Origin of the sequence: Neolewinella maritima, from assembly GCF_923081025.1 — a bacterium.
Classification (GTDB): domain Bacteria; phylum Bacteroidota; class Bacteroidia; order Chitinophagales; family Saprospiraceae; genus Neolewinella; species Neolewinella maritima.
On sequence record NZ_CAKLPZ010000001.1, the window covers coordinates 1,142,425 to 1,155,659 of the forward strand.

General features: G+C 61.1%; 8 protein-coding genes. 7 read left to right on the top strand and 1 reads right to left on the bottom strand.

Annotated elements, in window-relative coordinates:
- Positions 1-124 precede the first annotated feature (124 nt).
- The 7 genes from MJQ68_RS04650 to MJQ68_RS04680 all read left to right on the top strand — a co-directional run bounded on the left by MJQ68_RS04650 (position 125) and on the right by MJQ68_RS04680 (position 12,041).
- Complete coding sequence (locus MJQ68_RS04650) at positions 125-3,547, top strand: ThuA domain-containing protein (RefSeq protein WP_238749838.1); 3,423 nt, start codon at positions 125-127, stop codon at positions 3,545-3,547.
- A gap of 172 nt (positions 3,548-3,719) precedes the next feature.
- Positions 3,720-4,259: a hypothetical protein gene (locus MJQ68_RS04655; RefSeq protein WP_238749839.1), complete on the top strand. Its 540-nt coding sequence runs from the start codon at positions 3,720-3,722 to the stop codon at positions 4,257-4,259.
- A gap of 69 nt (positions 4,260-4,328) precedes the next feature.
- A complete protein-coding gene (locus MJQ68_RS04660; RefSeq protein ID WP_238749841.1) occupies positions 4,329-5,882 on the top strand; it encodes a flotillin family protein in 1,554 nt (517 codons plus the stop codon).
- A 113-nt stretch (positions 5,883-5,995) separates the two neighbouring features.
- Positions 5,996-7,753 (top strand): ABC transporter substrate-binding protein, encoded by a 1,758-nt coding sequence (locus MJQ68_RS04665; RefSeq protein ID WP_238749842.1) that lies wholly within the window; start codon positions 5,996-5,998, stop codon positions 7,751-7,753.
- A gap of 25 nt (positions 7,754-7,778) precedes the next feature.
- Positions 7,779-8,909 carry an energy transducer TonB gene (locus MJQ68_RS04670; RefSeq protein WP_238749844.1) on the top strand — a complete coding sequence of 377 codons (1,131 nt, stop codon included), beginning with the start codon at positions 7,779-7,781 and terminating at the stop codon, positions 8,907-8,909.
- Between the two features lie 135 nt (positions 8,910-9,044).
- Entirely contained in the window at positions 9,045-10,367 is a 1,323-nt protein-coding gene (locus MJQ68_RS04675) for a M28 family metallopeptidase (RefSeq protein WP_406612753.1), read from the top strand.
- 72 nt (positions 10,368-10,439) lie between these two features.
- Positions 10,440-12,041, top strand: coding sequence for a CotH kinase family protein (locus MJQ68_RS04680; RefSeq protein ID WP_238749846.1), 1,602 nt, complete (start codon positions 10,440-10,442; stop codon positions 12,039-12,041).
- A gap of 12 nt (positions 12,042-12,053) precedes the next feature.
- Here MJQ68_RS04680 and dinB read toward each other — a convergent pair whose 3' ends face one another.
- A complete protein-coding gene (dinB, locus tag MJQ68_RS04685) occupies positions 12,054-13,187 on the bottom strand; it encodes a DNA polymerase IV (RefSeq protein WP_238749848.1) in 1,134 nt (377 codons plus the stop codon).
- Positions 13,188-13,235 lie beyond the last annotated feature (48 nt).

Genomic DNA, 13,235 nt, shown 5'->3' on the forward strand with positions numbered 1-13,235 from the left:
AATTTTAGTCTAGTATTGTGTGAAACAACCGACTTAACGTCGGTGAATCAAGGGTTCCAACAAATAAGCGGTAAAACCAAAGCAAGGTGACACCGTTTGTAGTACGACACATACCGAAAATACTATGACGAATAACACCGCTCAGCCACTCCAGCCAGCTGTCGTGCTTTTCATTCTAGGGGTTATCCTGTTTCTCGCCTTCGGCTGCGGGGGCGGGGCGGACACCCGCAGTGTGCTGGTCTTCTCTAAAACAGCGGGGTTTAGGCATGAATCCATCGGAGCGGGCCAGGACATGTTCCGCAAGCTGGCCGAGACGGAGAATTTCTCCGTCGACTTCTCGGAAGACGCCTCCGTATTCAATCAGGACGATCTCAGCAAGTACAATGTGGTGGTGTTTTTGAGCACTACCGGCGACATCCTCGACGAGGGGCAGCAGCGTGAGCTGGAGCGCTTCATGGAAGCCGGTGGTAGCTGGATGGGTATACACGCCGCCGCTGACACCGAGTACGACTGGCCCTGGTACAATGAGCTGGTGGGAGCCTATTTCCAGAGCCACCCGAGCGGTCAGCCCCAGGCGACCATTCTGGTAGACAACCACAACCACCCCGCCACCGAATTCCTGGACGATACCTGGGTGAGAAACGACGAGTGGTACAACTACAAGAGCATCAAGGATGACTTTACTACCCTCATGCGGGTAGATGAAAGTACCTACGAGGGCGGCGAGAACGGTGAGGTACACCCCATCGCCTGGTACAAGCCCATCAGTAACGGTCGCATGTTTTACACCGGTCTCGGCCACACCAACGAATCGTACGTAGAGCCCGACTTTGTCAAGCACATCAGTGGCGCACTGACCTACCTGTTCGGCGAGAATAAGCCGGTGAGCTACGCTGCGGTGAAGTCCACCCCGGAGGAGAACCGCTTTCCGGTAGAGACCCTGGTGTCCGGCATGAATGAGCCGATGGAGCTGGAGTTGTTACCGGACGGCCGCCCCATCTGGATCGAGCGTAAGGGCCCCATCAAGGTCTACGATCCGGACTTCGACGCCGTAGCCGAGGTACACACCATGGACGTATGGACGGAGTTCGAAGACGGCATGCTCGGCCTGGCGCTGGATCCCGACTTCAAGACCAACCACTGGCTGTATCTTTACTATAGTCCGAATGGGGAGGAATCCGTTAACCGATTGTCGCGCTTCAAATTCGCCAACAACTCCCTGGATGAATCGTCCGAACAAGTCATCCTCGACGTACCCACTGATCGCAACCGCTGCTGCCACTCCGGCGGCAGTGTTGAGTTTGGGGGTAGTGGGTTGCTACATTTATCCATCGGGGACAACACCAATCCCTTCGAGTCCGACGGGTACTCACCCATCGACGACAGCCGGGAAGAGCCCAACTACGATGCCCGCCGGTCATCCTCCAACACCATGGACCTGCGGGGCGGTATCGTCCGCATTCGCGTCGAGGAAGACGGTAGCTACACCATCCCCGAGGGGAACCTCTTTACGGACGCATCGGTCGGTCGGCCAGAGATCTATGCCATGGGGATGCGCAATCCATTTCGCATCCACGTAGATCAGCACAACGGTAATGTATACTGGGGAGACGTGGGTCCGGATGCCGGAGAGGACAGCACCGGTATGGGGCCACGCGGACACGATGAGGTCAACGTAGCCCGCCAGGCGGGCTACTTCGGCTGGCCCCTGTTCATCGGGGACAATAAGCCCTACCACCGGCGCGACTTTGCCGACGGTACGCTCGGCGCAGCCTTTGATCCGGCAGCGCCCATCAATGACAGCAAGTACAACACCGGGGCACGGGAGCTTCCTCCAGCGCAGCCCGCCATGATCTATTACCCCTATGCGACGAGCGAGGAATTTCCCAGCCTGGGGGAGGGTGGGCGCAATGCTATGGCCGGACCGGTGTACTACCAGGCTGACTTTGGCGATAGCGAGGTCAAGTTTCCCGCCTACTACGACGAAAAGTTCTTCTTCTACGACTGGATGCGGGACCACATTATGGCCGCTACGCTGGACGAGACCGGCTACGTCACCGAATTCGAGCCCTTCCTGCCCAGTACGGATCTGCGGCACCCGATGGATATGCTCTTCGGTCCCGACGGTAGCCTCTACGTGATCGAGTACGGCCGCAAGTGGTTTAGTCGCAATACCGATGCCCGCCTACTGCGCATCAAATACAATGGTGGCAACCGCCCACCGGTGCCCGCCGTAGAGGTGATCGCCGCTATCGGAGCAGCTCCCTTCCAGCTGCAGGCCGATGCAAGTAAGAGTGTAGACTACGACGGTGATCCCATCAGCGTAACCTGGATGCTCGACGGCGAGCAAATTGCTACCGGCAAGCAGCTCGACTACCAGATCACGGAAAAGGGTACGCATACCCTCACCGCCAGTATCGACGACGGGCAAGGCAACGTAAGCAGCACGGACCATGAAGTGATCGTAGGCAACAGCGTACCGGAGGTGCAGATCGCGATGTCCGGCAACCGCTCCTTTTATTTTCCGGGCGAGCAGCTGGACTACAGCGTGAACGTGTCGGACTCAGAAGACGGTAGCCTGGCCGCCGGTATCGACCCCAAGGCAGTGACCGTAACGGTAGACTACCTGGAGGGGGAAGACCTCGTACAGATCGCCCGCGGCCACCAGGTCGCCGGAGCGAATACCGCCTTCGCGATCGGTAAGGAGCTCATCGCGGGCAGCGACTGTGCCGGCTGCCACATGGAGGCCGAAGCGAGCATCGGACCGAGCTACCAGGCCGTCGCCGACCGCTACCGCAAAGACCCCGCCGCTACGGACTACCTGGCCGGTAAGATCATCAGCGGTGGACACGGCGTCTGGGGCGAGCAAAATATGAGCGCCCACCCGGACCTGCCCGAATCCGAAGCCAAACAGATGGCCGACTACATTCTCTCCCTGGCGGGCCCCGCACCCAATGCGCAAAGCCGTCCGGCAAAGGGTAGCATCGCCCTGGATAAGCACCGCACCGGCGTGCCCGGCCGCTACTACCTGCAGGCCAGCTATACGGATAAGGGCGCGGAGGGCAATTTGCCCCGCCTCACTACTACCGACGTGGTCGTACTCCGGTCACCCAAGGTCGCCGCCCATAAGTTTACGGACGGTCAGCGGGTTATGGCGTACCACGTCGAGGCAAAGGACAATCCCCTCAGTGACGAGGACGCTGACATACTGGTAGCTACTAACGATAGCTGGGTATCCTACGGTGCGATGGACCTGTCCGGTATCAGTACCATCCGGGCCGAGGTGATGCTCGTCCCTAACGTAACCTCGGGCGGAACCATCGAGCTTGTCTCCGGCGATCCCCGTAATGGGGAAGTGATCGGCCAGGCTACGCTCAGTCAGGGAGTATCTACTTACGGTGCGAATCAGGTGGACATCCCGGTGTCGGTCAGTACGTCGGGTGAGCAGCCCGTCTTTCTGCGCTTTGCGGCGGACTCGAAGAGTCCGGAGGCGGTAATGGGCGCGATCAGCACCCTGGAGTTCGTGCGGGGACAGGCTTCCCGCTAAAGCATCTCACCCCTAGCGTATCGGCGGCCCGAATGATCCTACTGCGGTCATTCGGGCCGTTTTAGTATAACGATCCTCGACCAAGGAGCCGGACCCCTCGACCAATCTCACTGGCGTAATAAAACGATGCCCCCCGGGCCGAACGTTAAATATGTATTAAATTGATTGGCCGATGATCCTTGTACTCACCTATATTTCCATCATCTGCGGCGGCCTGCTGGTCCTGCTGCTTCTGCTCGGCATTATCGGCGGATTGGAGCTGGACTTCGATCTGGACCTGGATTCGGACACCGATGCCGCGGGTGGGATGGACGTCGGAGTAGTGAAGGGGGGGCTCACCTTTCTCTCCATCGGATCGTGGACGGCAAAGCTCATTCTCCTGTCGTCGACTAATCCGGTACTGGCCGTTGTAAGTGGCGTGGCCGCAGGTGCGGTGGCGGTCTACCTGATGAAGTGGGTAGTCTGGACGCTACTCCAGCAGGAGGAGAACGTGAACTGGACGGTGGACGACGCACTACTGCAGCCGGGGCAGGTCTACCTACGCATTCCGGCTACTGGAGAGGGCATCGTCCGCGTCAGTGTCCGGGGAGGCATGCGCGAATTCAAAGCGCGCAGTGCCGCTGGAGAAGAGATCGCTACCGGCACACCTATTCTGGTGGATGAACTGGGGGTGGATGGAATTCTGCTGGTCAGTCCACAGCCCACGACCTAAACTTCGCACCTGCGGTGCTCCGCCCGCACGTATACCTCATACCCACATACACCCCTAAATTATTTTATCATGGAACTCTTAATGATCCCGGGCGCGATACTCGGTGTACTTCTCTTATTCGTCTTTTGGCTGGTAAGCCGGTACAAGCGCTGCCCCTCCGACAAGATCCTGGTCGTCTACGGACGTACGGGCAGTGATGCCTCGGCGAAGTGTTATGCGGGGGGCGGCACCTTTGTGTGGCCCGTGATACAGGATTATCAGTACCTGGACCTGACGCCGCTATCCATCGACGTGAACCTGCAGGATGCGCTTTCGAAGCAGAACATCCGCGTGAGCGTACCGGCGCAGTTTACCGTAGGCATCAGCAACAAGCCGCACCTGATGCTGGCCGCCGCCGAGCGCCTGCTGGCCCTGGATCGCTCCAGCATTTCGAACCTGAGCCACGACATCATCATGGGGCAGATGCGCCTGGTGATCGCCAATATGGACATCGAAGAATTGAACATCGACCGCGACAAATTCGTGGAAAGTGTGTACCGCAACGTCGGCGAGGAGCTGCACAAGATCGGTCTGGAACTGATCAACGTGAACGTGACCGATATCCAGGATGAATCTGGCTACATCAAAGCGCTGGGCCAGGAAGCGGCCGCCAAGGCCATCAACGATGCCAAGATCAAGGTGGCCAATGAGCTACGCACCGGTAGCATTGGCGAGGCCGAAGCGCAGCAAGATCAGCGCTCGAAGGTAGCGGATGCTAATAGCCGGGCCGAGATTGGAGAGGCCGCCGCCCTACAGAGCCAGCGCATTCAGATCGCAGCCGCCAACAGCCGCGCGGAGATCGGGGAGGCCGAGGCCCAGCGCGAACGCCGCGTGAAGGTATCGGAGGCCGAGAGTACCGCCCAGATCGGGGAGGCCGCCGCCCGGGCCGAAGCCACGGAGGGTAAAAATACTTCCGAGATCAAGATTGCCGAGAGTAACGCCGCCCGCGATGTGGCCATGGCCGAGGCCCGCCGCCGCGCCGAAGCCGCCCGCAAGGTGGCTGAGGCCAACGCCCGGGAGGAAGCCTACAAGGCCGAGCGCGACGCGGAACTGGCCCGCGCGGCCACCGAACAGGCCCGCATGGAAGCCGAACAGGTGGTGGTAGCCAACATCGACAAGCAGAAGGCTATCATCGCCGCCCAGGCCGAGGCCGAAAAGCGGCGCGAGATCGCGCGCGGTGAAGCCGACGCCGCGCTGCTTAAGTACCAGGCCGAGGCCCAGGGTATGGAAGAGCTGCTGCGCAAACAGGCCGAAGGCTTCCAGAAGCTGGTCACCGCCGCAGGAGGTGACTCCCAGAGCGCCATCAACTACCTGATGCTCGACAAACTGGCCGAGCTGACCCGTATCCAGACCGATGCCATCAAGGACGTGGACATCGATAAGGTAGTCGTGTACGACAGTGGCAACGGACAGGGGGTAGGCAATTTCGTGCAGGGCCTGTACGGGATGGTACCGCAGCTCAACGACTTCCTGAAGCAGAGCGGCATGAGCCTGCCCGACGGGCTGGTGCGTAAGGAGGCGGCACCGGCAAACGGCAGGGCCGCTGAACACAACGGTCACGACGAACCTACAGTGCACACGTAGACAAGACGTTAGCAGCGCCCGGCGGTAGCCGGGCGCTGCCCGTGCGTGGTGCTGAGATCACCCAAAAAATAGATACCTTCGCTGCAAGAGCTTCTGTTATCCATCTAACCCTCATGACACTGCGTGTACTTACGCTGACCACCGCCCTATATGGGTTGTTCGGCTGTACCGGAAGTGGACCGGAGCGTAGCGAGTCCACGCTGGGAAGCACGGCCGCTGCCCCCGCTACGGAAGTGCGGATCTGTATCAAGGCCGAGCCGGTGGGCATCAACCCCATTCTCAGCGTACAGAATATCTCGCGCTACGTCTCCGAGCAGGTGTTTCAGACCCTGAACGAACAGGACCCACTGACCTTCGAGCTCATCCCCCTGCTGGCCTCCACGCCCATCATCGAGAGCAATCCGGAAGGGGGCACGGCCTACCGTTATACGATCGACTCCCTGGCTACCTGGCCGAACGGCACGGCGGTCACCGCCGCAGACGTTGTTTTCAGTCTGAAGGCCCTCATGAATCCGCTGGTCGCCTCCGGTCCCTACCGCCCTTACTACGAGATGGTGCGGGACGTGGTGCCTGCCCCCGACGACCCGCGCACCTTCCGCGTAGTGACCCAGCGGTCCTACATCCTGGCCGCCCAGGCGATCGGTGACCTTTATATCTATCCCGAATATGCTTACGATCCGGAGGGGCTGCTACGGGATATCCCCCTGCCCGCACTGACCGATCCAGGCAGTGCCGAGCGGCTGGCGCAGGAGAACGTGAAACTGCGGCAGTTCGCCGCCGCCTTTAACGATCCGGCCCTGGGCTACGAGCCGGAGCGCATCGTGGGTAGCGGGCCGTACCGCCTGCTGGAGTGGGTGGACGGACAGTACCTCCGGCTGCAGCGACGGGATGACTACTGGGCCGGTGACCGGGAAGCCGCACACCTCACGGCTGTCCCCGATGAGCTTAGGTACGTCATCATCCCCGACCATACGACTGCCATTAATGCCCTTCGAGATCTGTCCCTGGACGTGATGATCGACATGCCGGTGGAGGAGTTTCAGCAGCTGCGTGACGATCCCTACCTGACGCAGTATTACGATTTTGTCAACATTCCGGGCTTCAAGTACGCCTCGATCTTGTTTAATCAGGACGATCCACTGGTCGCGGACTCGCGGGTGCGGCGTGCCCTGGCCCATACGGTGGACGTGGATCAGCTTATCGAGCAGCTACTGCTGGGACTGGCCCGACGGGTCGTAGGGCCGGTACTCCCCAATAAGTCATACTATAACAGCCAGCTCCCCTTCGTGGACTACGACCTGGACAAGGCGACCCGGCTCCTGCGCGAGGCCGGGTGGGTCGATACCAATGGCGACGGTACCGTAGATAAGCTTATCGACGGACAGCGCAGGGAGCTTAGTTTTCAGCTGCTTTCTTACCCCACGCCCGACAGTGAAGCCGTGACCCTGCTGGTCGCCGAGGGCGCCCGTAAGGTGGGGGTGGAGATCCAGGTGGTGAAGCGGGAGCCACGCTCCCTGCTGTCTACCCTCGACGCCGGGGCGTTTACGGCATCTTTTTACGGACAGGGATTCGAGCCCACTCCGGACGACTTTGCGCAGGTATGGCTCTCTTCGTCGGTGCCTCCCATCGGTACTAACCGCGGCAACTTCGAGAATGCGGAGGCGGATCGCATCATTCGCCAGATCGCCACCCTGACGGACGATACCAAGCGCGCCGCTCTGTACCGCCGGTTTCAGGAGATCATCTACGCCAATCAGCCCATGATCTTCCTCTACTCACCGTATGACCGGGTAGTGATTTCCAAGCGCTTTAACTATACCTTAAGCTCCATCGCGCCCAATATCAAGTTTAATGCCCTGCAGCCTAAGTAGCTTGCCCCCTCTTTAAGCGCACCGTATGAAAGTATTGCTCCTCCTTCTACTCTTCCTTCCCCTGTTCGTCCTGGGGCAGGACACCCCCGTGGATACTCTAGCCCCCCCGGCTCCCGCTGCGTCGCTGGGTGATACCACGATCTACAGTTTTGCGGACGAGGCGGCGCGTTTTCCCAGCCCCTGCGAGCGCTATGATACCACGGCGGTCGCCAAGGCGGAATGTGCCCAGCGCTTTTTGCTGGACTACATCTACCAGCGGGCGATCTACCCGGCGGAAGCGCGGGAGGAGGGCATCAGCGGCACCGCGGTGGTAGCCTTTATTGTAGAGCGCAACGGTCTGGTCAACCGGCCCGAGATCCTGCGGGATCCCGGTGGTGGGCTCGGTCAGTCGGCCCTGCGTGCGCTAGCTGCCATGCAGCGTGAGGTGCTCTGGCGGCCCGCCTTCAAGGATAGCACGGCGGTGCGCTTCCGTGTGGTACTCCCCGTTCGCTTCCGTCTGGAAGACCCCAAGCCGTACGTCGTACTCGGCCGCGATACGGTATATACCGATCTGACCAAGGCCGCCACCTTCACGGGCAGTGGCGGCGATATCGTAGCCTACTTCGACGAGAAGATCACCTATCCCGACATTGCGCAGGACAGCTGCGCGACCGGTCAGCTCGACATCCAACTCATCATCCAGCCCAACGGGCTGGTGCGCGTCAACGACATCATCGACTATAACGACCTGGGGGTTCCGTTTACCTCCAAGGCCATCGACGCGGCTACCGGCTCCTTCGGCAAGTGGATCGCCGCGGAGTACGAGGGCCGCAAGGTGGCCAGTGCCTACGACGTGTCCTTCAACTTCACCCCTACCGATCCGGGCTGTGCCTACGTGGTCGAGGACTACGGCCGTGCGCTGGGTATCATGCAGGAAGCTCAGCTGCTGGTCAGCGACAGCACCACTATGGCGCAGGGCCTGAGCAAGATGGATTCTGCCGTAGCGCTCTTTCCCCGTGATGGCCGCTTCCGCATCCTCCGCGGACAGGCCCGGCTGGACGATAACCAACTCCCCGGAGCGTGTGAGGACCTGCGACTGGCTAAAGAAATTGCCCTGATCGACTGGTACGACGGGGTACTGCCCCTTCTCTGCCGGAAGGCGGAGGATGAGGAGTAAGCCATTCGTTATCCAGGCAGCGCGCCCCGTGTGACTAAACAGTACATTGTAGCCCAGAACCCATCCGCTACTATGTACCGCTACCCCTTGCTGTTTGCTATCCTAATTTCTGACCTCGCGCTGTGCGCACAGGATATGACCTCCCCACCGCCCGCCGCCGACCCCCGGCTCTACGACATTGCCGACGCGGCCGATCCGGCGCGGCTCGAGGCGGACATCACCACGCTCGTCAACTTCGGTACGCGGCATACGCTGAGCGATACGGTCAGTGAAACCCGCGGTATCGGCGCGGCCCGGCGCTGGATCTTTGCGGAGTTCGAGCGCATCGGTGCGGCCTGTGGGGGGTGTCTGGAAGTGATGTATCAGCGCAACCTGGTGGAGGGAGACCCTGAGAGCCGGATCAAGGAAGACACCTGGGTCGTCAACGTGATCGCCGTGCAGCGCGGCACCCGCGACCCGAACCGCTTCGTGATGATGAGCGGAGATATCGACAACCGGGTGAGCGATCCGCTGGACGGTACGAGCGATAGTCCGGGCGCCAACGATAATGCCAGCGGTATGGCCGGTGCCCTGGAGGCTGCGCGGGTACTTACGCAGTATGAGTTTGCGGGTTCCATTCTCTACGTGGGCCTGAGTGGCGAGGAGCAGGGGCTCTTCGGTGGTAAGGGGATGGCCGACTGGGTAAAGGAAAAGGGCTGGAACCTCACCGGCACCCTCAACAACGACATGATCGGTAACATCACCGGCGTGGATGGGGTGACGGACAATACCAGCTTCCGCATCTTCTCCGAGCCCTACTACCCGGATGACGTGACGGACGAGCGCAAGAATATTTACCGCCGCTTCTTCGGTGGAGAGGTCGATGGCCCAAGCCGGCAACTGGCCCGCTACATCGAGCGGCAGACCCGGCAGTACGCTACGAACCTGGAGCCGATGATGATCTACCGTCTGGACCGCTTCGGCCGGGGAGGGCACCACCGGCCCTTCAACGATGCCGGCTTTCCCGGTGTGCGCATCATGGAAACCCACGAGAACTACACCCAGCAGCACCAGGACATCCGTACCGAAGACGGCATCGCCTACGGGGATCGGCTGGAGCACGTCAACTTCCCCTACGCCGCTAAGCTGACCGGCGTCAACGCCATCACGCTGGCCGGACTGGCCTTCGCACCCGCGGCCCCGCCCCTGGTGATGATCGGAGGAGCTGTCGAGCCCAGCACCCGCCTGCGCTGGGAGGCCCCCGAAACGGACACCCCGATCGCCGGCTACTACGTGCACTGGCGGCTGACGACGGCCCCGCAGTGGACGCACAAACGCTTCGTGCCCGCCGGACAACTCGACTATACCCTGGAGAACATTGTAGTGGACAATTATTTCTTCGGCGTGTCGGCGGTAGGGGTAGATGGCAACGAGAGTGTGGTGGTATTTCCTACTACGCTTATCCCGCGGGGGACTTAAGTCCGGTTCTGCAAGGCTTGCGCTATGCGCTGACAGGGGCTACCGTATATCTTGCGGCGAAACTCACGTACTATGCTTCGGCTCGTCGCCCTCTTACTGTTTCCCGTGCTGGGTGTGGCGCAGGCAAACTTTAGTTCCAGTCTGCCCCTGCTCCTGATCGACACCGAGGGGCGCGAGATCGTGGACGACCCCAAGGTGACCGCGCGGCTGTCGGTGATCGACCACGCGGACGGTACGCCGAACCGCCCCGGGGATGCTCCCACGGGGTATGTAGGCTTGGTGGGAATCGAGCTACGGGGTAGCACGTCACAGACCCTGTTTCCCAAAAAAGGCTTCGGCTTCGAGACCCGCGATGCGGACGGTAAGGGCCTGGACGTAGCCCTACTGGGACTGCCCGAGGAAGAGGATTGGGTACTGCACAACCCCTACAGCGACAAGAGCCTGATCCGCAATGCCCTCACGTACCGGCTGGCGGGCGAGATCATGGAGTACGCCCCGCGCACCCGCCTGGTGGAAGTACTGATCAACGGCGACTACCTGGGCGTATACCTGCTTACCGAAAAGATCAAGCGCGATAAGAACCGCGTGGACGTAAGTAAGCTCACCGAAGACGACAACAGCGGCGAGCAGCTTACCGGGGGGTATCTGCTAAAGTTCGATAAGGAAACGGGGGAGACCGCAGCCGGTGGTACCCCCCTGCTGTTCACCTCGAAGTACGGCTCCGCCGTGACGGCCGGTGAGGAAGTGCGTATGCTCTACGACTACCCCAAGGCGGAGGATATCACGGCCGCACAGCGCCGGTACATCCAGGACTTCATGTATGACTTCGAGGACCGGCTGGCCGGCGATGACTTCACGGACCCGGAAGCCGGCTACCGACCGCTGATCGATGTGCAGAGTTTCGTCGACTTCCTGATCATCAATGAGGTGACGCGCAACGTAGACGGCTACCGGCTCAGCAGCTGGATGTACAAGGAAAAAGACAGTAAGGGGGGTAAGCTCCATATGGGGCCGGTGTGGGACTTCAACCTCGGCTTCGGTAATGCCGACTACTGTGAGGGGGACAATACCGCCGGATGGCAGTATGAATTCAACAGCCGCTGCTCCGGCGATCGCTGGCTAATACCCTTCTGGTGGAAGCGCCTGCTGAAGGACCCCTACTTTCGCGCCCTGCTGCGCGCCCGCTGGGAGGAGCTGCGCGCTGGCCCCCTGAGCGATACCCGGATCGATGCAGTGGTGGATAGTCTGGTCACCGAACTGGGCGGTGCCGCCGAGCGCAACTTCGTACGCTGGCCCGTGCTGGGCACCCGGGTATGGCCCAACGCCTTTGTCGGTGCCGACTATGCCAGTGAGCTCAACTACCTGGAGGGGTGGATCGATGATCGCATGGCCTGGCTGGATGGAGCCGTCGAGACAACTACCCCGGTACGTACGGAACCTGAACCGCTAACGGTCGCCCTAGCGCCGAACCCTACTACCGGCACCTTCCGCCTCGTAGCACCGCCCGCACTTCAGATCGGGCGTACGTACCTGTACGATAGTTTTGGCCGACTGCTACTCACTGGTACACCCGGACAGCGCAGCTTCGACCTGAGTAGGTTCCCGGCGGGCGTGTACGCGCTCACCACGTCGATCGCGGGGCGGCAGCACGTAGGGCGGGTCATGCTGCGGTGACCCGGACGACGATCAGGCCGTAGCGATGGCGTCTTTGCCGAACCGCTTACGTACCCGATCCATCGCCAGCAGGAGCCTGCTGTTTTCCTGGGTGTCATTAAACAGGTCGAGCTGGGTATGCCCGGCGGCCAGCAGGTCGAAGCGTACCCCGATCAGCCGGATGCACTGCCGGCGGGTGAACAGATCACGGAAGAGCGTCTCGGCCAGGGGCAGCAGCTGCTGGTCGTGGGCCGTGTAGTCGATGCGGCGGGCGCGGGTGTAGGTATTGAAATCAGTGTAGCGGATCTTGACCGTGACCCGGGCGGTGAGCTTACCGGCCTTGCGCAGATCGAAGGCCAGCTGGGCGGTCAGGTGGCGGAGCTTGCGCAGCAGGAACTGTACGTCGATGGTATCAGACTGGAAGGTCGACTCGCTGGAAAACGACTTGCGCTCGCTGTAGGGCACCACGGGGCGGTGGTCGATGCCATTGGCGCGGCGGTGAAACTCGCGGCCCATCCGCCCGAATTCCCGCTCCAGCAGGGGCACCGGTACCTGACTGAGCGTACCCGCCCGACGGATCCCCATCAGACTGAGCTTGCGGGCGGTCACCGCCCCGATGCTGGGGATCTTGCGTACGGGTAGGGGAGAGAGGAAGGTCCGCTCGGCCCCCTCGGCCACCCAGCCGGAGCCGTTGGGCTTAGCTTCTCCGGCGCGCACCTTCGAGACCAGTTTATTGGTGGCCAGCCCGGCGGAGATCGGCAGGCCCGTCTCCCGCATGATGCGCTGCCGCAACTCGCCGCTCCACTTCACGCAGCCCACGTGGCGGTCCATCCCGGTCATATCCACGTAGAACTCATCGATGGACGCCTTTTCGAATACCGGCCCTTCCTCCCCGATGATGTCGGTCACCATAGCCGAATGCTGCTCGTAGCTCTCGTAGTCGCCCCGCACGGTGCGGGCATCCGGACAGCGCCGCAGCGCGATCGCCATCGGCATACCGGCGTGGATGCCGAAGCGGCGCGCCTCGTAGCTGCAGGAGGTGACTACGCCGCGACCGCCACTGCCGCCCACCAGTAAGGGGAGGCCCGCAAAGGCACTGTTCTTCTTAATTTCTACGGAGGCGAAAAAGGCGTCCATATCCAGGTGTAGGATGGCTCGTTGGTACATGGGGCAGGGGGGTCAAGGGGTTAAGGGGTAAGGGGGTTAAGGGGTTAA